Below are 20,836 nucleotides of genomic sequence, written 5' to 3'. Positions count from 1 at the left end.
TCGTTCTCCTTTATCCGGCCGCGCACATGCGCGTCCGTTCGGTGGTCTGGGTTCGTGGGGCCGTTGTCGGGGCGACAGGATTTGAACCTGCGGCCTCCCGCTCCCAAAGCGGGCGCTCTACCAAGCTGAGCTACGCCCCGGGCGCGCAGCACACGTGCGTCGGAAAACGGCCGTGGTCAGTCTAGCCGACGGAGTCCGCTAGACTGTTCTAGTTGCCAGCGCTGGACATGGTTCTCAGCGTGAGGGCGATCCACATCCGATCCAGGTCGGATGCGGGGCTGTAGCTTAGTGGTAAAGCCTCTGTCTTCCAAACAGATGATGCGAGTTCGATTCTCGTCAGCCCCTCCGATGCTCCTCCTCGTCTTCGTATGCGGAGGAGCTTTTCATTCAGCGCAACGGGCGCCGTGATCGGTGGCCAGCTGCAGGTATGTCGCGGCGTTCCCGTGGAGCCCGCCCCGTTCGTCCTCCGTGAGCGCCCGGCGGACCTTCGCCGGCACCCCGGCGACGAGGGAACCGGCGGGGATCACGGTTCCCTCGAGCACGACCGCTCCCCCGGCGACGAGAGATCCGGCTCCGATCACCGCACCGCTGAGGATCGTGCTGTTCATCCCGATGAGGCAGCCGTCCTCCACCGTGCACCCGTGGACGACGGCGTTGTGGCCGATCGAGACGTCGTCGCCGATCTTCGCGGGCGACCCCGCGTCGACGTGGATCACGACGCCGTCCTGGACGTTGCTGCGATCTCCGATCACGATGCGCGACCGATCACCGCGGATCACCGCGTTGTACCAGACGCTCGACATCTCGCCGATGACCACGTCACCGACCAGTCGCGCCCCGTCCGCGACGAACACCGTCGGATGCAGGCGGGGCCGAGACTCTCCGAGAGACACGAGGGATGCGGACGAGGCGACGGGCATGGCCTCACGTTACCCCTGGTGAGCCCAGCCTTCTCTTGCTTGCGGAATGTTCCGGCGTGAGTAGCGTTTGGACAGATGCAGGCCACGACCTGCCAGAAGGAGCGCAGACATGACCGACACCAACATCACCACTCCCGCCCTCACCGCCGACCCCGAGGTCGCCGCCGCTGCCGCGCAGTTCCTCACCCCGGTCGTGCACAAGATGCAGGCGCTCGTCGTCAACGGCAAGCAGGCGCACTGGAACGTCCGCGGCTCGAATTTCATCGCGATCCACGAGTTGCTCGACACGGTGGTCGCCCACGCCCAGGACTACGCCGACACCGCCGCTGAGCGCATCGTCGCCCTCGGCCTGCCCGTCGACTCGCGCGTCTCGACCATGGCCGAGAAGACCAGCACCGCCGTGCCCGCCGGGTTCGCGCAGTGGCAGGACGAGATCAAGGCCATCGTCTCCGACATCGACGGGGTGCTCGTCGACCTTCAGAACGCCATCGACGGTCTCGACGAGGTCGACCTCACGAGCCAGGACGTCGCGATCGAGATCAAGCGCGGCGTCGACAAGGATCGCTGGTTCCTCCTCGCACACCTCGCCGAGTAATCCTCAGCGCCGAACGGGGCGGTGATCGGGACGAGGGCAGCTGGACGCTTCCCCACCGATCACCGTCCCGTTTCGCCTTCCCGGGACGCGTGCCCCGAAGAACGCGACTCAACCGATGTGCGTGATCCGGCCGCCGAGGAGGGTCGCCGTCACGCCGGTTCCGCGCAGAGCTCCGGGCGTGTCGGCGGCGAGAGGGTCACGGTCGACGATGGCCAGATCCGCGATGTCCCCCGGCGCGATCGCCGAGCCGGTCTGCGACCCACCCGCCGTTGAGGCTGCGAGGGCGACTGCAGCCGCGATTCGCTGATGCGGACGCCAGGGATCGCGCTCGTCACGCGTACGGAACACCGCGTCCGACATCGTGGTCCAGGGATCGAGACGGGCCACCGGCGCGTCCGAACCGAGCAGCAGGTTGGCTCCGGCCTCGACGAGCTCCCGCATCGGGTAGCCGACGGCCGTCTGCCCCGCCCAGAACTCCTCCGCCATGTCGCGATCATCGACGGCATGCGAGGGCTGCACACTCGCGCCGATGCCGAGTCGGGCGAACCGCGGGATGTCGGCGTGAGCGACGAGCTGAGCGTGCTCGATGGTCCCGGTGGCTCCCGTCATCGCGAAGGCGTCGAGGGCGTGCGAGTTCGCGACGTCGCCGATCGCGTGCACCGCGCAGGAGATGCCGGCCCCCGTTGCGCGCCGCATCAGCTCGACGAGCTCGGCAGGCGGCACGGTCATGACTCCGAAGTCGTGCTCGGCGTTCGGATAGTGGTGCGAGCACGCCGCCGTCCGGGTGCCGAGTGAGCCGTCGGTGATGACCTTGAATGGCCCCATCCGCACGAGCCCCGCCGGATCTATCGCGTCGCCGGTCTGCAGTCCCGCTGAAATCGCTCGATCCAGCATGCTGGCGTAGACGCCGAACGACACGCGCACCGCGTCGTATCCGCGAGCCAGCCTGCGATCCCAGGCCTCCGCGTTCCATGCCATGTCCAGGTCGACGATGCCGACCACGCCGCGGGCGGATGCCGCGGACATCGCCTCGATCACCGCGGCATCCGCGACCGCCGTGTCGAGGGCGTTCAGGCGGCGGGAGATCTCGAACGCGGGCTCCTCGCGCAGCAGCCCGTCGGCCGCCGACATCCCCTCACGCCGGAGCGCGGCGCTGTTGAGCCAGACGCTGTGGACATCGGAGTTGATCAGATAGGTGGGCGCGTCGCCCGTGGTCGCGTCGAGCAGTGCGAGCGAGGGCCGATCAGGCCAGAGCGCGTCGCGGAAACCCGAGCCGACGCGGCGACCGTCGAGCTCCAGTCCCGCTCGACCCATGACCGCCGCCGCCTCGGCAGCGCTCACGATGCCCTCGAGGTCGACGCGGCGCGCCGCCAGGGCCCACTGCAGGGTGTGAACGTGGTGGTCCCAGAGTCCGGGGATCAGCCAGCCCCCACCACCGTCGAGAACGACCCCGCGTCGCGGGAGGGCGCCCGCAGGCGCGATGTCGACCACGACATCACCCGCGACGTGCACGTCGACCAGATCGGCACCGAACGGATCCGTGCGCCCCGGGCCGGTCAGTCGGACGTCCGCGATGATGTCCACTGTCTCGCCCGGCGCTGCGAGGTTCACGACCGATCCTCGCGGGCGGCGCGCATCGCCTCGTGAGCCCGGCGCATCTCCGTCGCCAGCCGGGGGTCGGCATACGGTGTGGCGGTCTGCTCGAGCTCGGCGATGATGGTGTCGACCACGGCATCCGGCCGATTCTGGCTGAGCTTGCGTTTAGCCTCGACTCGGGCCGGTGAGAGACGGAATCCGACGGTCCCCCGCTCGAGACGCCGGACGAAGTCCTCATCGTTCGGCGCGGCCCACATGCCCCGTGGCGCACCCAGGCCCGACTCGAACCGGTCGACGAGGCGCTCGAGCACACGCAGGTTCTCTTCCGGCGCGAGGATCTCGGGCACGCCGGAAAGATGAACCGAGACGTAGTTCCAGGTGGGGACGGCAGGCACGTCGCCGTACCACTGAGGCGACACGTACCCGTGCGGCCCCTGGACCACGACGAGCAGCTCGCCGCCACCGAGGCCGTGGATCACGTCATCCGGGCGCCCGACGTGCCCCACGATCGTGAGGTCGTCGCGTTCGTCGTCGAGGAGCACGGCGTAGTGCGACGCGACGAGTCCGTCGGTGCCCGCACTGATGATCGTGACCCACGGGTTCTCGTCGATCACACGGCGCAGCTCGACGACATCCGTCATCGCGAAGCTGGGATTCTGTCTCATGCGCTCACCTCTGGCAGTTCGGGCACCAGTACAACTTGCGTGACGCCATCTCCTCGAGGACGATCGACGTTCCGCACACGCGGCAGGGCAGGCCCGCCCGGTGATACACCCAGTGCCGGTCGTCACGATGGGCCATCGCCCGGCGCCATGCCTCGGGATCGAGATCGTCCATCGTCATCATCTGCCCCGTCTCGACGCCGATCGCGAGGAGCCGTACCCAGTCGCGCCAGAGCTCTCGGACGGTCTCGTCCGGCACGCCGCGGCCCGGCGTGTGCGGATTCAGGCGTGCGCGGAACAGCATCTCCGCGCGATAAACGTTGCCGATTCCGCTGACCACGCTCTGGTCCATGAGAAGCAGACCGATCGCCGTCGGCTTGCGGCGGACGGTCGCGGCGAATCGCTCCTCGCCCTCCGTCACGTCATCCACGAGCGGATCGGGCCCGAGCTTCGCGATCGTCGCCTGAACCTCTTCCGGTGTCTGCAGCTGACAGGCCGTCGGTCCGCGAAGGTCGGCACAGGTCACGTCGGTGAGCAGGCGCAGGCGCACCTGACCGACGACGGGCGGCGGCCATCCCCCGTCTTCGGCAGCACCGTCGTCACCGAGCCCCGTGGTCTGTTCGCTCATGCGGACTCGTCCGCGGGCTCGTCGCGGCGCACCGATCGAGCTGAGGGAGTTCTCTCCGCCGGCGTCGTAGATCGGCGCGATCTCGGTGCCGCGCTGATTCGTGTGGCCCATCCGCCCGTTCGCGGACGCGATCGTGGGGTCGACGAGGATCTCGCCGGCGAAATCCCACGCGCCATACATCCCGAGGTGGACGCGCAACCAGACGTCGTCCTCGAACGCGAGGAACATCTGCTTGCCGACCGCCCGCGCCTCGATCGCCTCGCGACCGTCGAGCACCGCCGCGCCCTCGACGAACCGCCCTTGCGGGCTCGACGCGGCGACGACGCGGCCGACGACGTTGCGCTCGAACTGGCGGGCGATCCGGTGGACGGAATGGCCCTCGGGCATCAGCCCGCTTCCGGATCGAACGAGTCGGTTGCGGGCAGCGGCGACGTGGTGCCGCCGTCGACCGCGCGCGGGTCGGGCAGCAGGCTGCCGTCGGCTTCGTAGGCGGCGAGCTGGGCGATACGTCGCGCGTGGCGCTCCTCCCCGCTGAAGGGCGTCGCGATGAAGCGGTCGATGAAGGTGACCGCCTCGTCGAACGTGTGCTGGCGCGCGCCGATGGCGATGACATTGGCGTTGTTGTGCTCCCGCGCGAGCTCGGCCGTCGGGATGTTCCAGACGAGCGCTGCGCGTGCACCATGCACCTTGTTCGCCGCCATCTGCTCGCCGTTGCCGGACCCGCCGAAGACGACGCCGAGCGCCTCGACGCCCGCCTGCTGATCCCGGACGACGGCCTCCGCCGCACGGATGCAGAACGCGGGGTAGTCGTCTACCGGGTCGTACTCGATCGGGCCGTGGTCGACGACATCGTGACCCGCTTCGGCGAGGTGGTGCTGGAGCTGAGTGGAGAACTCGAGACCGGCGTGGTCGGTCGCGATATGGATGCGCATGGCACCATCCTATGAACGTGGGAGCCCCGAAAGCGTAGGCTGGCACGGTTGCCGTCGGCGCCAGCAGCGCGCGGCCCCGAATCCTCACCCCGACCCTGGGAGCAGAACGCACGTGCCTGGAGAGAACCTCACCCGCATCGAGGCGCAGGAGCGCCGCGCGATCGTCGACACGCAGAGCTACGACATCGCCCTCGATCTGACCGTCGGCGCGGAGATCTTCCGCTCGCGCACGGTCATCCGTTTCGCCGCCGCCGAGGGCGCCTCGACCTTCGTCGATCTGATCGCCCGCGATGTCCGGGAGATCACCCTCAACGGCCGGGCGATCGACCCCTCGGCATTCAGCGATTCCCGCATCGCACTCGACGGTCTCGCGGCGCAGAACGAGCTCATCGTCGATGCGGACTGCCTCTACACGAACACCGGCGAGGGCCTGCACCGCTTCGTCGACCCCGTCGACGGCGAGGTCTACCTGTACTCGCAGTTCGAGGTTCCCGATTCGCGTCGTGTCTTCGCGGTGTTCGAGCAGCCCGACCTCAAGGCAGAGTTCCGCTTCACGATCACGGCCCCCGTCGAGTGGAAGGTCGTCTCCAACTCCCCCACACCCGAGCCCGTGCCCGGCGACGGCGGGACGGCCACGTGGGCCTTCGAGCCGACTCCCCGGATCTCCTCGTACATCACCGCTCTCGTCGCGGGCCCGTATGAGCAGGTCTTCTCCGAGCTCACGAGCGCCGACGGGCGCGTGATCCCCCTCGGCGTCTACGCGCGCAAGAGCCTGTGGCAGTACCTCGACGCCGACTACGTCTTCGAGAAGACACGTCAGGGCTTCGCCTACTTCGAGGAGAAGTTCGGCGTCCCCTACCCCTTCGCGAAGTACGACCAGCTCTTCGTGCCGGAGTTCAACGCCGGCGCCATGGAGAACGCGGGCGCCGTGACCTTCACCGAGACCTACGTCTTCCGTTCCAAGGTCACCGACGCGGTGAAGGAACGTCGGGTCGTGACCATCCTTCACGAGCTCGCCCACATGTGGTTCGGCGACCTCGTCACGATGAAGTGGTGGAACGACCTCTGGCTCAACGAGTCGTTCGCCGAATGGGCGTCGACGATCGCGACGGCCGAGGCGACCGAGTGGACCGAGGCCTGGACGACCTTCAATGCGATGGAGAAGACCTGGGCCTACCGCCAGGATCAGCTTCCGTCGACGCACCCGGTCGTCGCCCGCATCAACGACCTCGAGGATGTCCAGGTCAACTTCGACGGCATCACGTACGCCAAGGGCGGCTCGGTGCTCAAGCAGCTCGCCGCGTGGGTCGGCGTCGAAGCGTTCTTCGCCGGCGTCTCGGCGTACTTCCAGAAGCACGCGTGGGGCAACACGGAGCTGTCCGATCTTCTCGTCGAGCTCGAGGCCACGAGCGGTCGCGAGCTCGAGACCTGGTCGAAGAAGTGGCTCGAGACGGCCGGCGTGAACACGCTCGAACCGGAGATCGTCACGGATGCCGACGGGATCATCACCCGCTTCGCCATCGTCCAGACGGCACCCGCCGACTACCCGACCATCCGTCCGCACCGCCTCGGCGTCGGCTTCTACTCCCTTCAGGGCGGCACGCTCGTGCGCACGCACCATGTCGAGCTCGACGTGGACGGCGATCTGACGGAGGTGCCGGAGCTGAAGGGTCGCGCGCAGCCCGACCTGGTCCTCCTGAACGACGAGGACCTCGCGTACGCCAAGATCCGCCTCGACGAGCGCTCGCTCCGTACGGCGGTCGAGCACCTCGCGAAGATCAGCGACCCGCTCGCGCGGTCCCTGGTGTGGGGCGCCGCGTGGGACCAGACCCGGGACGCCGAGGCATCAGCGACCGATTACATCGACCTGGTGCTCCGCAACATCGGCACCGAGACCGAGTCCACCACGGTGCGCACGACGCTCGGACAGCTCCAGCTCGCAGCGAACTCGTACGTCGATCCGCAGACCCGGGATGCCGCGCGTGCCCGCGTCGCCGACGGGCTGTGGGAACTCGCTCAGCAGGCCGAGGCGGGCAGCGACAGCCAGCTGCAGTTCGTGACCGCGTTCGCGTCTGCGGCGTCGACGGCTGCGCACGCGGACGTCGTCCGTGCGCTGCGCTCGGGTGAGACGGTGCTGCCGGGGCTGGAGATCGACGCCGACCTCTCGTGGGCGCTCCTGGTATCGCTCGCCGCGTCCGGTGCCGTCGCGGCGTCCGACATCGACGCTGCACTCGCAGCCGACAACACCGCGAAGGGCGGGGAGTTCGCGGCGCAGGCGCGGGCGGCACTGCCGACGGCCGAGGCGAAGCGCGCCGCATGGGCGTCCCTCATCGAGAGCGACGACCTGCCTAACACCGTCGTGCGATCGGCGGCCGCCGGCTTCACCCACCCGGCGGGCGTGACGCACCTCACGCCGTACGTGGCGGAGTACTTCCGGATGCTGCTGCCCATTTGGGAATCCCGCAGCTACCAGATCGCGCAGTACCTCATCGTCGGCCTGTACCCGGCGGCCCTCGCCAACGCCGAGCTGCGCGACGCGACCCGCTCGTGGCTCTCGGAGAACGCAGAGGCCCCGGCTGCGCTCCGCCGACTTGTCGCCGAGAACCTCGCGGGCGTCGAGCGGGCGCTCGCTGTGCAGGAGCGCGACGCGCAGGACTGACGTCATCCGCAATGCTGATGGGCGTCGTACTCCGGTACGACGCCCATCAGCGATCTCGGCACTCCCGGCGGACGACAGCGGGATGCGCCCGTCGATAGCGTGGGGCGCATGATCGTTGCAGAAGGCCTCACGAAGAGGTACGGAGACAAGACGGCCGTCGACGGGGTGAGCTTCACCGTGCAGTCGGGCAAGGTGACCGGCTTCCTGGGGCCCAACGGCGCCGGCAAATCCACCACGATGCGGATGATCGTCGGCCTCGACCGGCCGTCGTCCGGGCGCGTCACCATCGACGGCCGCGACTACCGCTCGCTGCGGTCACCGCTCACCGAGGTCGGCATCCTCCTCGACGCGAAGGCCGTCCACACCGGCCGCAGCGCGCGCAACCACCTGCGCGCGATGGCGGCGACCCACGGCATCCCTCGCTCCCGCGTCGATGAGGTGATCGAGATCACCGGCCTCGGCTCGGTAGCGGGCAAGCGCGCCGGCAAGTTCTCGCTCGGCATGGGGCAGCGCCTGGGCATCGCAGCCGCGCTCCTCGGCGATCCGCAGACCCTGATCCTCGATGAGCCGGTGAACGGTCTCGACCCCGAGGGCGTTCGCTGGGTCCGGCAGTTCGTCCGCGGTCAGGCGGCGCAAGGGCGGACGGTACTGCTCTCGAGCCACCTCATGAGCGAGATGGCCCTCACCGCCGACCACGTGATCGTGCTCGGCCGAGGCCGCGTGCTGGCTGATGCCGGCATCGACGATCTGGTCCGCTCGTGGACGAGCAACACTGTCGTCGTCCGCACCCCGCGGGCCGACGAACTCACCCGCCTCATCGCCGGCCCCGACGTCGCGGTGACCACGGGCGAGCCGGGACTCCTGCAGGTCGCCGGCCTGAGCGCGGCCGCGATCGGCGACACCGCAGCCGCGCACGGCATCCCGCTTCACGAGCTCACACCGCGCGTGGGATCGCTCGAAGACGCCTACCTCGCCCTCACCGAGGGGTCGGTCGAATACCAGACGAAGGGAGCGGCGCGATGACCGCCACCACCACCGTGCAGACCCCCGCGCCGGCGCGCGCCACGCCGCCGAACGCGCGACTGTCGTTCGGTCGCCTTGTCCGCAGCGAGACCATCAAGCTGCTCTCGTTGCGCTCCACCTGGTGGTCGCTGGGAGTCACGGCCGTCCTCGCGATCGGCATCTCGCTGCTCATGGCGTGGGCTTCGCAGGATTTCGGTGGCGACTTCAACCCGGTCAGCGCGATCGTCGCTCCGATGCAGTTCACGATGCTGGTGGCGGGCATCCTCGGTGCCATGGCGATCACCGGCGAGTACTCGACCGGCATGATCCGATCGACCCTGACCGCCGAGCCACGACGCGGTGCCGTGCTCGTCGCGAAGGCGGTCGTGGTCGCACTGCTGCTCGCCGCCACGACGGTCGTCACCACGATCGTGTCGGTCGTCGCCTCCGCGCCGATCTTCGGCGACCGTGCCATCGACTGGGCGGACGCGGAATCGTCGGTGCTCCCCCTCGTACTCGGTGTTCTGGCGATGGCCACGTTCGCCCTGCTCGGACTCGGATGGGGCTTCATCATTCGCAACGGCGCCGGCGCGATCGCCGCCACGGTCGGCATCCTGTTCGTCATGCCGATCGTCCTGAGCCTGTTCGCCTTCGGCGGGGAATCGTGGGCGTGGATCGTCGACCTGGGCAAGTACCTGCCCGCGAGCGCAGCGCAGACGGTGACCTCGCCCGGTTCCGACGACTTCGTCACGGGCCTCATCACGCTGCTCGCGTGGCCGACCGCGACGCTGCTCGGCGGCTGGGCTATCCTCCGCTCGACCGACGCGTAGGGTACGAGGAGTGTCTCCCGGAAGCCGTGGCTCATCGTCGCCCGACGATGAGCTGCGGCTTCCGCGTCCGCCCGGATTCCTCCGGCGGTTCTGGGGGCGGCACCCGGTCTTCGCCGACATCCTCACCGCGCTCATCTGCCTGGCCTTCTCGCTCGTCCCGGCGACGAGCTTCACGGATCGCATCGACGACGCGATCGGTGTCGGCCGGCTCTGGGCCACCACGGCTCCTATCGTCATGGTCGTGGTCGTGCTCGGGTGCGCCTCGCTCCTCGTGCGCAGGCGCTACCCGACGCTCGTGTTCGTCGGAGCCGTGGCGGTCGCGCTGGCTTACCTTCTTGCCCCTGCGCCGACCGGTGGGCCGATGCTCGGCATCGCGGCGTACACCCTCGCCGTCCATCGGAGTGCTCGGGCCTGCCTGATCGGTGTGGCCGTCGCGTTCGGCACCATCGCCGCGTTGGTGGCCGGCCTCGCGTTCACGGGAATGATCGGCCCGATGATCGCCTGGAACGCGCTGGTCGGCGAGGGCCTGAGCGCGCTCATCGGGGCCCTCATCGGCACGAATGTCGGCAACCGGCACCGTTACGTCGCCGCTCTCATCGACCGGTCGCGCCAGCTCGTCGTCGAACGCGATCAGCAGGCGCGCCTCGCCGCGGCATCGGAACGCGACCGGATCGCCCGGGAGCTGCACGACATCGTCGCTCACTCGCTGACGGTGATGGTGGCCCTGGCCGAGGGCGTCGCCGCATCGAGCGACATCGACCGCGCCCGTCCCGGCGCCACCGCCATCGCATCGACGGGGCGCGAAGCCCTCAGCGACATGCGCGCGACCCTCGGCATCCTCCGCGAGGACGACGCCGCTCCGCTCGCCCCGCTGGCACGCGACACGACCGCGGACACGGTCGATTCCGCGCGCGCCGCCGGGTTCGACGCGACTCTGACCATCTCGGGCGACAGACCGGACCTCAGCAGCGCGGTGCAACTCGCGATCTCGCGCATCGTGCAGGAAGGCGTCACGAACGCGATGCGCCACGCACGCGGTGCCGAACGGATCGACGTGCGGGTGGGTTACCGTCCTCACGCAGTCCAGGTCGATATCGTCGACGACGGCGAGCCGGTCGCTTCCTCGACGACGTCGTCATCGGGGTACGGCCTGCGTGGCCTCCGAGAGCGCGTGGTCCTGGCGGGCGGAGCGGTGACCGCGGGACCGGGATCGGGCCGTGGGTGGCGCGTGCACGCCGTCATCCCCCTCGAACAGGAGAATAATGACCGCTGATCCAGCTTCGCCGATCCGCGTGCTGATCGTCGACGACCAGCAGCTCATCCGCCTCGGCTTCCGGATGGTGCTCGACGCCGCTGACGGCATCGAAGTCGTCGGCGAGGCAGCCGATGGCGCGGCCGCCCTCCGCGCCGTCTCCGAGTCGTCGCCCGACGTCGTATTGATGGATGTGCGCATGCCGGTGGTCGACGGCATCGAAGCCACCGCTCGCATTCGGGGCGAGCATCCGACCGTCGCCGTGCTGGTGCTCACGACGTTCGACCTCGACGAGTATGCGTTCGGGGCGCTCCGCGCCGGCGCCGGCGGCTTTCTCCTGAAGGATGCGCGACGCGATGAGCTCGTCGCTGCCGTCCGCGCTGTCGCCGCAGGCGAGGCGACGCTCGCTCCGCGGATCACCCGTCGCATGATCGAGCTCGTGACCGCGACCGGGCTGCCCGCTCCGCAGCCCGTCACCCCGGCCGTTCTGACGGCGCGGGAGGCGGATGTGCTGGCTGCCATGGCGCGAGGACTGACGAATCTGGAGATCGCCGGTGAGCTCTTCCTCAGCGAGTCCACGGTCAAGACGCACGTCGGCCGCATCCTGACGAAGCTGCCCGCGCGAGATCGCGTGCACGCCGTGCTGATCGCGCACGGGCTCGCCGAGCCCGGCCTCGATGCCTGATGGCTCTCTCGGAAATGTCGTGGTGCCGCTCGGTAAAATCGGATCGATGACCACCGTGACCACTGCCGTCCCGCTCGCCTGGGAGTTCCCCGCCGAGGAGTTCTGGAAGTTCCTCACCGACGCGGGATGGAACATCGTCGCGGTCGCGGGCATCATCCTCGGCGCCTTCGCGCTCTCCTGGTTGATGCGCCGCCTGATCGCCCGCATCGTCGACCGCATCGTGCGCGGTGCGAAGACGCGGGCCGAGGCCGAGGACACGCGAGCGATCGACATGTCGCCGCTCGCACAGGTGCGTATCGTCCAGCGGACCCGCACACTCGGGTCGATCCTGACCAACATCGTCAACGTGACGATCGTCATCGTTGCCCTGCTGATGATCGTGGGCGTTCTCAGCCCCGACATCCTCGGGTCGTTCACCCTGCTGTCGGCCGCGATCGGCGCCGGTCTCGGTTTCGGTGCTCAGAACATCGTCAAAGACGTCCTGAACGGGATGTTCATCGTGGCCGAGGACCAGATCGGCATCGGCGACGTCGTCGACCTCGGACTCGCCACGGGCATCGTCGAGTACGTCAGCGTCCGTGTCACGCATGTCCGAGACGTCAACGGGACGCTGTGGTTCGTTCGCAACGGTGAGATCACTCGCATCGGGAACATGTCGCAGGGCTGGTCGCGCGTGATCATCGATCTCGGCGTGCCGACCGACGCCGACGTCGATGTCGTCGAGAAGACCGTGATCGACGCCGCGAAGGATCTCGCGCGCGAACCGAAGTGGCGCAGCCGCATCATCGAGAAGCCCGAACTGTGGGGGCTCGAATCGATCAGCGGCGACGCGTTGGTGATCCGTCTCGTCGTCAAGACGCGGCCCAACGCCAAGGACGATGTCGCGCGAGCCCTCCGCGCGCGACTCAAGGATGCCGTGGACGAGCTCGGCGTCGCGCTCCCCCAGCTCAACTCCACCGTCCTCACCGGTTTCGAGGGTGCCCAGAGCATCCGAGGCGCGAACCCGCCGCGGACCAAGCCCCAGCCGGTGGCACCGCCGCAGGTGAAGGCGCGCCCCCAGTGGCGGCCGAAGCGCAGCAAGGGGGCCTCGGCGTCGACGCAATCGCCCGACGCCCAGGAGGCGCCCGCCGGTGACGGCGACGCAACGGATCAGCAGAAAGACACCCCGTGAGCGACCAGGTCAGCTTCTACGACGAGGTCGGCGGTCACGAGACCTTCGTCCGCCTCGTCGATGTCTTCTACCGAGAGGTCGCCGCCGACGAGGTGCTGCGGCCGATGTATCCCGAGGCCGACCTGGGGCCGGCGGCGCACCGGCTCACGATGTTCCTCGAGCAGTACTGGGGTGGCCCGACCACCTACGGTGAGGAGCGCGGTCATCCTCGGCTGCGAATGCGCCACCGCCCGTTCCACGTAGATCCCGACGCTCGCGACCGGTGGCTGCGCCACATGCGCACGGCACTCGACGAGCTCGCGCTGCCCCCGCTCCATGACGCGACCCTGTGGGACTACCTCGAGCGCGCTGCGTACGCCATGGTCAACACGTTCGAGCCGGCCGGCATCGGTCCACAGGGCTCGGCACGGCGGCCGATGCTGGGCGTGCACCCCGCATCCGCCGCCGACGCCCCGGCGTCGGACTGAATCAGCGCGGCGTTCCCGTGGCGCGAACGGGAGTGAGACCCATCGCGACCGGCCCCCGTGTCAGGACGTGGCCCCGTGCGAACGACACCCGCGTCCAGACGTCGGTACGGCGGATGGTCGGGTGCTCGGCGCCCGCGATGAACCCCAGGCCGACCGCGGCGAACGCGACTCCCAGAGGAAGGCCGCCCAGATCCTCGTCGGGTGCTCCCCAGATCGACGAGCGGACGAGATGGACGACGTCATCGCCGGCGCCGGCGGGGAGTTGACGAGCGACCGCCGCGATCCCCCACTGCGCCCGGAGCGACACCTGAGCGGAGTCGAGGCTGCCGGCCTCGCGCCATCCCGAGCGCGGAGGCGACACGCCGGCCCAGGAAGCAGCGACCCCGCTGTCGGGAAGTCGCACGGCACGGTCGTCATCGCCATCGGGTGCGAGCGCAGCCGCGTCGATCGTCAGGTCGCATTCGAGCTCGGGATCGACGCGAGCCGTCCGGAGCGCAAGCACGAACGGAGTCGCGTCGGTCAGTGAACGCGGTGCCAGGGGCGCGCACGAGAGCGCTAGGACGCCGGCACGAGCGCGGAGCCGAAGGATGCCGTCGCCGTGGCGGGCTGCACGGCCCGCGAATGTCAGGACGTCACGGGCCACCTCGGGCTGCGGGAACAGGAGGCGCTCGGACATCCGTCCTAGACTACCGACCGATGCCCGCACACAGCTCAGAGCCCATGCCCGACAGCCTCACGGAAGAGACGGATCCCGTCGCCGCGATGCTCAGCGTGCTCGATCTCTCCTCCAGCGAGGCGCGGACCATGGAGGACATCTTCACCGGCAGGTCGCAGGTGATGCCCCAGGGTCGGGTCTTCGGCGGCCAGGTGCTCGCACAGGCGACGATGGCGGCGATGCGGACGGTGCCGCGCGAACGCGTGCCGCACTCGATGCACGGCTACTTCCTGCGCCCCGGCGACTCGTCGAGGAACATCACTTTCTCCGTCGATCGCATCCACGACGGGCGGTCGTTCTCGACACGGCGAACCCAGGCTTTCCAGAACGGGATGCCGATCTTCTCGATGATCGCTTCGTTCGAGGATGAGGATCCCGGCGTCGAGCACGCGGAGCCCATGCCCGACGGTCTGCCGCAGCCCGAAGACCTCCCCGCTCTGGAGGAACAGCTGAGCGGTATGCACCCGCTCAGCCGGCGGATCTTCTCCGCCAGCCCCATCGAGCTGCGCCACGTCACGGCGCCGATCTACCTGCAGCCCGACGACGACGCGACGCCTCGGCAGGCGGTGTGGGCTCGCACCCGCTCAGCCCTGCCCGACGACCCCGCGGTGCACCGGGCAGCCCTCGCGTTCCTCAGCGACCTCACGATCCAGGAGCCTGTGCTGCGAGCGCATGGGCTGGCGTGGGCGACGCCCGGCCTCAAGGTGGCGAGCCTCGACCACGCCATGTGGTGGCACCGCTTCGCGCGGGTCGATGACTGGCTGCTTTACGTGCAGGAATCGCCCAGCGCACGCGGCGGGCGCGGGCTGTCGACCGGGCGGATCTACGATCGGGCGGGCACACTCGTCGCCAGCGTCGCCCAGGAGATCATGGTCCGCGTTCCCGCGACCACGGATGCTGGTGACCCTAACGCCGATGAGCGTAGGTGATCGGCTCCCCGAGGATGGGCGCCCATGCGCGGTGCATCTCATCCGTCAGGCGGACGGGCCGACCGGTCTCGGTCGACACCATCACCACGACGGCAGTCGAGCGGGCGTAACAGGTCTGCGGGTCGTCCTCATGGGGACTGTAGACCTCGTAGCAGACGTCGATGCTCGAACCGCCGATACGGCCGATCCAGAGCTGGACGTCGAGCGGGCGCTGGCCGTACGGCACCGGAGCGAGGTACTCGATCTCCTGCCGCGCGATCAGCGTCATCGTCTCCGCCGACAGGCTCAGCGCGTCGAGGATGGCCGTGGTCGGGCCCGACATCCCTGCCTCGGGCTTCCAGAAGGCGCGCAGGCGCGCTTCTTCCAGCAGCTTGAGCATCGAGGTGTTGTTGACGTGCCCCAGAGCGTCGAGGTCGCCCCAGCGGAGATGGATAGGGATACGGACACGGGTGGCCCCGGCAGTTGTCACCACCGAGGCCACCGTGTGCGGCGTGTGCTCAGTCACGCGTCAGCTTGCGGTAGGTCGACTTGGCGGGGTTCGCGGCATCCGCGCCCAACCGCTCGATCTTGTTCGCCTCGTACGCCTCGAAGTTGCCCTCGAACCAGTACCACTGCGACGGGTTCTCCTCGGTGCCCTCGTACGCGAGGATGTGCGTCGCGATGCGGTCGAGGAACCACCGGTCGTGGGTGATGACGACCGCGCAGCCGGGGAACTCCAGCAGCGCGTTCTCGAGCGAACTGAGGGTCTCGACGTCGAGGTCGTTGGTCGGCTCGTCGAGGAGGAGGAGGTTGCCGCCCTCCTTCAGGGTGAGGGCGAGGTTCAGACGGTTCCGCTCACCACCGGAGAGCACGCCCGCCTTCTTCTGCTGGTCGGGTCCCTTGAATCCGAACTTCGACACGTAGGCCCGCGAGGGGATCTCGGTCTTGCCCACCGTGATGATGTCCAGTCCGTCGGAGACGACCTCCCAGAGGGTCTTCTCCGGATCGATGTTGCCGCGTGACTGGTCGACGTAGCTGATCTTGACGGTCTCGCCGATCTTCAGCTCTCCGCCGTCGAGCGGCTCGAGACCCACGATGGTCTTGAACAGCGTGGTCTTTCCGACGCCGTTGGGGCCGATGACACCGACGATGCCGTTGGGCGGGAGGTTGAAGCTCAGGCCGTCGATCAGCACGCGATCGCCGAACGCCTTGTGAAGCTTCTTCGCGTCGATGACGACGCTGCCCAGACGCGGGCCCGCGGGGATCTGGATCTCTTCGAAGTCAAGCTTGCGCGTGCGCTCGGCCTCTGCCGCCATCTCCTCGTAGCGGGCCAGACGGGCCTTCGACTTGGTCTGACGCCCCTTGGCAGAGCTCCGCACCCACTCGAGCTCGTCCTTCAGACGCTTCGCGAGCTTCGCGTCCTTCTTGCCCTGGATGTCGAGGCGCTCGGCCTTCTTCTGGAGGTACGTCGAATAGTTGCCCTCATAGCCGATGAGGCGACCGCGGTCGACCTCAGCGATCCACTCGGCGACGTTGTCGAGGAAGTATCGATCGTGGGTGATGGCGATGACAGCACCCTTGTAAGCCTGAAGGTGCTGCTCGAGCCAGAGCACGCTCTCGGCGTCCAGGTGGTTCGTGGGCTCGTCGAGGAGGAGCAGGTCGGGCTTCTGCAGGAGCAGACGCGCGAGGGCCACGCGGCGGCGCTCCCCACCCGACAGCGGCGCCACCGAGGCGTCGGCCGGCGGCGTGCGAAGTGCTTCCATCGCCTGGTGGAGCTGAGAGTCGAGGTCCCACCCGTCGGCCGCGTCGATCTCTTCCTGCAGCGTGCCCATCTCGGCCAGGAGCGAGTCGAAGTCGGCGTCGGGGTCGGCCATGAGCGCGGAGATCTCATTGAAGCGGTCGAGCTTCGGCTTGATCGCGACCCCGGCCTCGATGTTCTCGAGCACGGTCTTCGTGTCGTCGAGCTCCGGTTCCTGCATCAGGATGCCCACCGAGAAGCCCGGCGCGAGCCTCGCCTCACCGTTGGACGGCTGATCGAGCCCCGCCATGATCTTCAGGATCGTCGACTTACCGGCACCGTTGGGGCCGACCATTCCGATCTTGGCACCGGGAAGGAATGCCATCGTGACGTCGTCGAGGATGAGCTTCTCGCCGACGGCCTTGCGGGCGCGGACCATGGAGTAGATGTATTCGGCCATAACGTCTCGAGTCTAGTCCGGGAGGGCGCCGCGTTCGCCCGCCCGGACCCCGCGATTCACCAGTCGATGGGGCGCGTCTGGCCGATCAGGCAGCCACCGCTCGGCAGTTCGGGCAACACCGTCGCCGTGGGGGCGGGAGTCGATGGACCCACCTGTCCGACCAGGCACTCCCCCGCCCACAGGACCGAGAACTGCAAGCTGTCGACCGGGTCGTCGACGGAGGTGCGGTCGGCCGTCACCTGCATCGTCGACTTGTCGAAACCGGCTGCCACGAGCGCATCGATGTACGCCCGCCCCGCGACGCTGTCGGGCGACGCCGCCACCTGGTTCATCACCTCGGAGAACAGCGGCAGGTTGTCAGTCGCGGTGCTCTCGGGCGACAGGGGCGCCGGACCTTCCGTGGTGGTCGGTGCCGGCGTGGGCGCTGTGGATGTCGCCGGGGGCTCCTCGGGGAAGAGCATCGAGCACCCGGCGAGGGATGCGGCGAGGACGAGAGCGCCGGCCGTTCCCACGAGCGAGCGAGTGAACCGGGGACGAGGCGAGCGCATGTCTGAATTCTAGGCGGCCCCGGTCCCCGACTCGCGGCGTCAGAACGGCGTCGGCTCGACGGGGTCCCTCTCGGGCACCGGAGCGACGGCCCACTGGCCGTCGGTGGTCACGGGGTGGGCCGCGTTCTCGCCGGCGGCCTCGGTGCCATCGGCCGCCCCGCCGGGACGTGCGGGACCGGCCGCATCCGTGCGGGGGGTCCGTTGGAACGACGCGGTCCCCCACTTGAGGTCGGGACCGATCGCGTCGGCGTCGATCTCGATCTCGATGCCGCGCTTCTCGCCGGCTTCCCACTCCTTCAGCCGCAGCCGCCCGTCGACGATGACCCGCTGCCCCTTCCGCAGGGACGCGAACGCATTCTCTCCGAGCCCACGGAACACGCTGATCCGGTACCAGTTGGTGGTGCCGTCGATCCACTCGCCGGACTGGGCGTCCCGGTAGCGCTGGCTGCTCGCGAGACGGAAGCTCGTGACCGGGATGCCGGTACCCGTCCGTCGCTGCTCGGGCTCGGTGGCGATGTTGCCGATGACGGTGATGCGATCTGACATGTCTGCTCCTCAGCAGGGCACGGAAGGTGGGACGCTCCGACACCCGAGTGCCCGTCGGGTGCCGGAGCGCTTCCAGCCTCGGCCCCGGCGCCGGAACACCGAGGGCGGTTCCGCACATCGGTGCAGAACCGCCCTCGAATCGCGCTGGGGAGGAGTCAGCTGCGGGCGTACTCCGCGAAGCGCGCGCGCACCTTGTTCACCTTGGGAACGGCCACCGCGAGGCAGTATCCCTGCCCCGGGTTCTTCGCGAAGAAGTCCTGGTGGTAGTCCTCGGCCGGGTAGAACGTGTCGGCGGGTTCCATCGTCGTCACGACCCCGCCACCCCACATCTCGTCGGCGCGGTCGCGGGCCGCCGCGAAGAGCTCGCGCTGGTCTTCGTCGAGCGGGAACATGGCCGAGCGGTACTGAGTGCCGACATCGGCACCCTGGCGATTGAGCTGACGCGGGTCGTGCATCGTGAAGAACGCATCGAGGATGACGTCGGCCGGGATGACATCGGGGTCGAACGTCACCGACACCGCCTCGGCATGACCGGTCGTGCCGGTGCACACCGCCTCGTAGCTCGGGTGCGGAACGTGCCCGCCGATGTAGCCCGACACGACCTCGGACACACCGTCGAGCGCACGATAAGCGGCATCGAGGCACCAGAAGCAGCCGCCGGCGAGGATGAAGGTGGTGGTCATGGAAAGCTCCGTTCTCCCGCTTGCGCGAGGTCTCACCCTAGCCAACCACGGGCGCCGTCCGCGTGTTCCCGCGGATGTCCGAGGCCCGTTCTAGCCTCGTTCGCGAGGAGGAGATCATGACGTTGGTGCAGGCCCACACCCCACAGGCCCGGGAACAGCGGCCGGGCGGCGAGCTCATCGCTATCGGGACCGACCGCTGGCGAGTCGTCGAGGGCGATGGACACGTCAGGGGCCTCGTCGCGCGCGTCCAGACGCCCACCGGAGACCGCTTCCGCGCGCTCCGGTTCCACCCGCCGTCACGTTCCTTCCGGGCGATCGGCGAGTTCTGGCGCATCAATGAGGCGTCCGACACCCTCCGACTCTCTCGCTGACCTTCGCCCGCTCTGCCCGGCTCGCACAGCTCAGACCAGGGCGTCGAGAGGCGTGGGGCCGGCCGTCCGAGCTCCGCTCGCCAGGCGCGGCCACACCGAGGCCAGCACTTCGACGGCGCGCTCCAGTTCTGCAGGCGACGCGGTGAACGGAATCCGCAGACGGTTCTCGTGCCCGCCGTCGACCGCGAAGCGCTGTCCGCCGCTGAGATACACGTGCTCGGCACGGGCACCCAGAACGAGCGGTCCGCTGAGCGGCGCCGGAAGACCGACCCAGAGCGCCACGCCACCGCAGACCTCGGGGACGTCCCAATCCGGCAGCCTGTCGCGCAGCGCGGCTCGGACCGCGCGGTATCCCGTGGCGAGCAACTCGGCGCGTTGCGGCAGGATCTCCGGCATCCGCGGAATCAGCCTCGCCGCCACCTCCTGCTCGAACTCGGGCGTGCCGAGGTCGCGCGCCGGCCGCGCCGCATGCAGCCGCCGGATGACCTCCGGCTGGGCGCGAACCCATCCGACGCGCAGGCCGCCCCACACCGTCTTGCCGAGCGAACCGATCCGCACGACGTCGTCGTCCGGAAGGGCTGCGGGTGCCGGTGCGTCGAACGACAGTTCGGCCGTCGTCTCGTCGACGACGAGCGTGCACCCCCGCTGAGCCACCTCGCGCAGTGCATTCTGCTCCGTCGCCGTCATGGAGCGACCGGTCGGGTTCTGCAGCGTGGGCATCAGGTAGGCGAGCGTCGGTCGCGTCCGTCGCGGGGCTTCGTCCAGGCGGTCGAGGTCCCAGCCGTGCGCAGTCGTCACGGGTACGGCTACGAGCCGCGCTCCCGCGGCCCGGAGAGCCTCCGCCGCATGCGGATAGGTCGGCGTCTCGACGAGCACGCGATCGCCCCGCGCCACGAGCACCTCGGCGATGAGGTGGATGGCGCTCTGCGCGCCCGCGGTCACGAGGATCTGATCGCGCGACGTGGGAATGCCACGCGCGGTGTAGCGTTCGGCGATGGCGTCGCGCAGGCCGGTCGACCCGAGGGTGTCGTATCCGGTCCGCGAGACGAGTCGGGCCGCATCCGACGCCATCTCCGCCATCACGCCGGCCAAGCCCGGCCAGGCGCTCGGGCTCGCCTGCTGCAGGTCGATCGCCCCCGGTTCGGCGAACACCGTCCCACCCCCGCGCAACGGCTGAGCAGTGGTGACGCTGCCCGAGCCCCGCACGCTCTCGATGTGCCCGCTCGCGCGCAGGCTCGCATAGGCGCTCGCCACCGTCGTGCGGCTCAGCCCCAGCGTATGCGCCAGGGCGCGCTCGGCAGGGAGTAGGGTGCGCGCCGCGATGCGGTTGTCCAGACACAGCAGTCGGATGCCGTCCGCGAGCGCTTCATAGGCCGGCTCGCGGGTACGCCATCCTCCGAGCGACGCTTCCAGCGACCTGGCGGAGATCCGGGAGTGCATACGGCCACCATACGGTAATTGGCATCTT

Annotated in this window: 22 protein-coding genes and 2 tRNA genes; 11 read left to right on the top strand and 13 right to left on the bottom strand. The window is 69.1% G+C overall.

Annotated features, from left to right (window positions below):
• Positions 1 to 66: 66 nt before the first annotated feature.
• Positions 67 to 140: transfer RNA gene (locus VC184_RS07460), tRNA-Pro, on the bottom strand.
• 134 nt (positions 141 to 274) lie between these two features.
• Here VC184_RS07460 and VC184_RS07455 point away from each other — a divergent pair.
• Positions 275 to 345, top strand: a tRNA-Gly gene (locus VC184_RS07455).
• Between the two features lie 38 nt (positions 346 to 383).
• Here VC184_RS07455 and VC184_RS07450 read toward each other — a convergent pair.
• On the bottom strand, positions 384 to 920 hold the full coding sequence (locus VC184_RS07450; protein WP_269266253.1) for a gamma carbonic anhydrase family protein: 537 nt from the start codon (positions 918 to 920) through the stop codon (positions 384 to 386).
• A 109-nt stretch (positions 921 to 1,029) separates the two neighbouring features.
• On the opposite strand from VC184_RS07450, the gene VC184_RS07445 reads away from it, so the two are divergent.
• Positions 1,030 to 1,515: a Dps family protein gene (locus VC184_RS07445; protein ID WP_269266254.1), complete on the top strand. Its 486-nt coding sequence runs from the start codon at positions 1,030 to 1,032 to the stop codon at positions 1,513 to 1,515.
• Between the two features lie 108 nt (positions 1,516 to 1,623).
• On the opposite strand, the gene VC184_RS07440 is transcribed toward VC184_RS07445, so the two are convergent.
• The 4 genes from VC184_RS07440 to VC184_RS07425 are packed head-to-tail and all read right to left on the bottom strand — an operon-like array spanning position 1,624 to position 5,333.
• Entirely contained in the window at positions 1,624 to 3,126 is a 1,503-nt protein-coding gene (locus tag VC184_RS07440; RefSeq protein ID WP_323987654.1) for an amidohydrolase, read from the bottom strand.
• On the bottom strand, positions 3,123 to 3,776 hold the full coding sequence (locus tag VC184_RS07435) for an FMN-binding negative transcriptional regulator (protein WP_323987653.1): 654 nt from the start codon (positions 3,774 to 3,776) through the stop codon (positions 3,123 to 3,125). The genes VC184_RS07440 and VC184_RS07435 overlap by 4 nt, the downstream gene beginning before the upstream one ends.
• Positions 3,777 to 3,780: 4 nt before the next feature.
• Entirely contained in the window at positions 3,781 to 4,788 is a 1,008-nt protein-coding gene (locus VC184_RS07430) for an Fpg/Nei family DNA glycosylase (protein ID WP_323987652.1), read from the bottom strand.
• A complete protein-coding gene (locus VC184_RS07425) occupies positions 4,788 to 5,333 on the bottom strand; it encodes a ribose-5-phosphate isomerase (RefSeq protein ID WP_323987651.1) in 546 nt (181 codons plus the stop codon). The genes VC184_RS07430 and VC184_RS07425 overlap by 1 nt, the downstream gene beginning before the upstream one ends.
• Before the next feature lie 112 nt (positions 5,334 to 5,445).
• On the opposite strand from VC184_RS07425, the gene pepN reads away from it, so the two are divergent.
• The 7 genes from pepN to VC184_RS07390 all read left to right on the top strand — a co-directional run bounded on the left by pepN (position 5,446) and on the right by VC184_RS07390 (position 13,399).
• Positions 5,446 to 7,992, top strand: a complete 2,547-nt coding sequence (pepN, locus tag VC184_RS07420; RefSeq protein ID WP_323987650.1) for an aminopeptidase N — start codon at positions 5,446 to 5,448, stop codon at positions 7,990 to 7,992.
• A gap of 108 nt (positions 7,993 to 8,100) precedes the next feature.
• On the top strand, positions 8,101 to 9,015 hold the full coding sequence (locus tag VC184_RS07415; RefSeq protein ID WP_274177847.1) for an ABC transporter ATP-binding protein: 915 nt from the start codon (positions 8,101 to 8,103) through the stop codon (positions 9,013 to 9,015).
• Entirely contained in the window at positions 9,012 to 9,824 is an 813-nt protein-coding gene (locus tag VC184_RS07410) for an ABC transporter permease (protein WP_274177846.1), read from the top strand. Before VC184_RS07415 ends, VC184_RS07410 begins: the two co-directional genes overlap by 4 nt.
• A 10-nt stretch (positions 9,825 to 9,834) precedes the next feature.
• The gene (locus VC184_RS07405) at positions 9,835 to 11,097 is read left to right on the top strand and encodes a sensor histidine kinase (protein WP_323987649.1); all 1,263 of its coding nucleotides are present in this window, start codon (positions 9,835 to 9,837) and stop codon (positions 11,095 to 11,097) included.
• Complete coding sequence (locus tag VC184_RS07400; protein ID WP_205289308.1) at positions 11,087 to 11,761, top strand: response regulator transcription factor; 675 nt, start codon at positions 11,087 to 11,089, stop codon at positions 11,759 to 11,761. The genes VC184_RS07405 and VC184_RS07400 overlap by 11 nt, the downstream gene beginning before the upstream one ends.
• A 46-nt stretch (positions 11,762 to 11,807) precedes the next feature.
• Positions 11,808 to 12,932 carry a mechanosensitive ion channel family protein gene (locus VC184_RS07395; protein WP_269266261.1) on the top strand — a complete coding sequence of 375 codons (1,125 nt, stop codon included), beginning with the start codon at positions 11,808 to 11,810 and terminating at the stop codon, positions 12,930 to 12,932.
• On the top strand, positions 12,929 to 13,399 hold the full coding sequence (locus VC184_RS07390; protein ID WP_114589451.1) for a globin: 471 nt from the start codon (positions 12,929 to 12,931) through the stop codon (positions 13,397 to 13,399). Before VC184_RS07395 ends, VC184_RS07390 begins: the two co-directional genes overlap by 4 nt.
• 1 nt (position 13,400) lies before the next feature.
• Here the strand turns inward: VC184_RS07390 and VC184_RS07385 are convergent, their stop codons facing one another.
• Positions 13,401 to 14,075, bottom strand: a complete 675-nt coding sequence (locus VC184_RS07385) for a hypothetical protein (protein WP_274177844.1) — start codon at positions 14,073 to 14,075, stop codon at positions 13,401 to 13,403.
• A 44-nt stretch (positions 14,076 to 14,119) separates the two neighbouring features.
• On the opposite strand from VC184_RS07385, the gene VC184_RS07380 reads away from it, so the two are divergent.
• Positions 14,120 to 15,043 (top strand): acyl-CoA thioesterase, encoded by a 924-nt coding sequence (locus tag VC184_RS07380; protein ID WP_282502572.1) that lies wholly within the window; start codon positions 14,120 to 14,122, stop codon positions 15,041 to 15,043.
• Here the strand turns inward: VC184_RS07380 and VC184_RS07375 are convergent.
• From VC184_RS07375 to msrA, 5 genes are all read right to left on the bottom strand, one after another.
• A complete protein-coding gene (locus tag VC184_RS07375) occupies positions 15,021 to 15,548 on the bottom strand; it encodes an acyl-CoA thioesterase (RefSeq protein WP_323987648.1) in 528 nt (175 codons plus the stop codon). The two genes, VC184_RS07380 and VC184_RS07375, sit on opposite strands and share 23 nt — an antisense overlap.
• The gene (gene ettA / locus VC184_RS07370; RefSeq protein WP_114589449.1) at positions 15,541 to 17,220 is read right to left on the bottom strand and encodes an energy-dependent translational throttle protein EttA; all 1,680 of its coding nucleotides are present in this window, start codon (positions 17,218 to 17,220) and stop codon (positions 15,541 to 15,543) included. Before ettA ends, VC184_RS07375 begins: the two co-directional genes overlap by 8 nt.
• 56 nt (positions 17,221 to 17,276) lie before the next feature.
• Entirely contained in the window at positions 17,277 to 17,768 is a 492-nt protein-coding gene (locus VC184_RS07365) for a DUF6993 domain-containing protein (RefSeq protein ID WP_282502535.1), read from the bottom strand.
• A 39-nt stretch (positions 17,769 to 17,807) separates the two neighbouring features.
• The gene (gene ssb, locus VC184_RS07360; protein ID WP_282502534.1) at positions 17,808 to 18,314 is read right to left on the bottom strand and encodes a single-stranded DNA-binding protein; all 507 of its coding nucleotides are present in this window, start codon (positions 18,312 to 18,314) and stop codon (positions 17,808 to 17,810) included.
• A 155-nt stretch (positions 18,315 to 18,469) separates the two neighbouring features.
• On the bottom strand, positions 18,470 to 18,997 hold the full coding sequence (gene msrA / locus VC184_RS07355; protein ID WP_112614640.1) for a peptide-methionine (S)-S-oxide reductase MsrA: 528 nt from the start codon (positions 18,995 to 18,997) through the stop codon (positions 18,470 to 18,472).
• A 116-nt stretch (positions 18,998 to 19,113) separates the two neighbouring features.
• Between msrA and VC184_RS07350 the strand changes: the two genes are divergently transcribed.
• Complete coding sequence (locus tag VC184_RS07350) at positions 19,114 to 19,368, top strand: hypothetical protein (protein WP_282502533.1); 255 nt, start codon at positions 19,114 to 19,116, stop codon at positions 19,366 to 19,368.
• A gap of 30 nt (positions 19,369 to 19,398) precedes the next feature.
• Here VC184_RS07350 and yczR read toward each other — a convergent pair whose 3' ends face one another.
• The gene (yczR, locus tag VC184_RS07345; RefSeq protein WP_323987647.1) at positions 19,399 to 20,808 is read right to left on the bottom strand and encodes a MocR-like transcription factor YczR; all 1,410 of its coding nucleotides are present in this window, start codon (positions 20,806 to 20,808) and stop codon (positions 19,399 to 19,401) included.
• Positions 20,809 to 20,836: the final 28 nt, after the last annotated feature.

This window comes from Microbacterium plantarum (assembly GCF_035231185.1).
In the GTDB taxonomy this organism is placed as follows: Bacteria; Actinomycetota; Actinomycetes; order Actinomycetales; family Microbacteriaceae; genus Microbacterium; species Microbacterium plantarum.
This window is presented reverse-complemented; position numbering and strand designations above follow the sequence as displayed.

Excerpts from the sequence above, each read along its gene's own strand:
- VC184_RS07365 (WP_282502535.1), bottom strand. The coding sequence starts at position 17,768 with ATGCGCTCGCCTCGTCCCCGGTTCACTCGCTCGCTCGTGGGAACGGCC.
- VC184_RS07445 (WP_269266254.1), top strand. The coding sequence starts at position 1,030 with ATGACCGACACCAACATCACCACTCCCGCCCTCACCGCCGACCCCGAG.
- VC184_RS07430 (WP_323987652.1), bottom strand. The coding sequence starts at position 4,788 with ATGCCCGAGGGCCATTCCGTCCACCGGATCGCCCGCCAGTTCGAGCGC.
- VC184_RS07395 (WP_269266261.1), top strand. The coding sequence starts at position 11,808 with ATGACCACCGTGACCACTGCCGTCCCGCTCGCCTGGGAGTTCCCCGCC.
- yczR (WP_323987647.1), bottom strand. The coding sequence starts at position 20,808 with ATGCACTCCCGGATCTCCGCCAGGTCGCTGGAAGCGTCGCTCGGAGGA.
- msrA (WP_112614640.1), bottom strand. The coding sequence starts at position 18,997 with ATGACCACCACCTTCATCCTCGCCGGCGGCTGCTTCTGGTGCCTCGAT.
- VC184_RS07385 (WP_274177844.1), bottom strand. The coding sequence starts at position 14,075 with ATGTCCGAGCGCCTCCTGTTCCCGCAGCCCGAGGTGGCCCGTGACGTC.
- VC184_RS07350 (WP_282502533.1), top strand. The coding sequence starts at position 19,114 with ATGACGTTGGTGCAGGCCCACACCCCACAGGCCCGGGAACAGCGGCCG.
- VC184_RS07400 (WP_205289308.1), top strand. The coding sequence starts at position 11,087 with ATGACCGCTGATCCAGCTTCGCCGATCCGCGTGCTGATCGTCGACGAC.
- VC184_RS07450 (WP_269266253.1), bottom strand. The coding sequence starts at position 920 with ATGCCCGTCGCCTCGTCCGCATCCCTCGTGTCTCTCGGAGAGTCTCGG.
- ssb (WP_282502534.1), bottom strand. The coding sequence starts at position 18,314 with ATGTCAGATCGCATCACCGTCATCGGCAACATCGCCACCGAGCCCGAG.
- VC184_RS07425 (WP_323987651.1), bottom strand. The coding sequence starts at position 5,333 with ATGCGCATCCATATCGCGACCGACCACGCCGGTCTCGAGTTCTCCACT.
- VC184_RS07435 (WP_323987653.1), bottom strand. The coding sequence starts at position 3,776 with ATGAGACAGAATCCCAGCTTCGCGATGACGGATGTCGTCGAGCTGCGC.
- VC184_RS07415 (WP_274177847.1), top strand. The coding sequence starts at position 8,101 with ATGATCGTTGCAGAAGGCCTCACGAAGAGGTACGGAGACAAGACGGCC.
- VC184_RS07380 (WP_282502572.1), top strand. The coding sequence starts at position 14,120 with ATGCCCGACAGCCTCACGGAAGAGACGGATCCCGTCGCCGCGATGCTC.
- ettA (WP_114589449.1), bottom strand. The coding sequence starts at position 17,220 with ATGGCCGAATACATCTACTCCATGGTCCGCGCCCGCAAGGCCGTCGGC.
- VC184_RS07410 (WP_274177846.1), top strand. The coding sequence starts at position 9,012 with ATGACCGCCACCACCACCGTGCAGACCCCCGCGCCGGCGCGCGCCACG.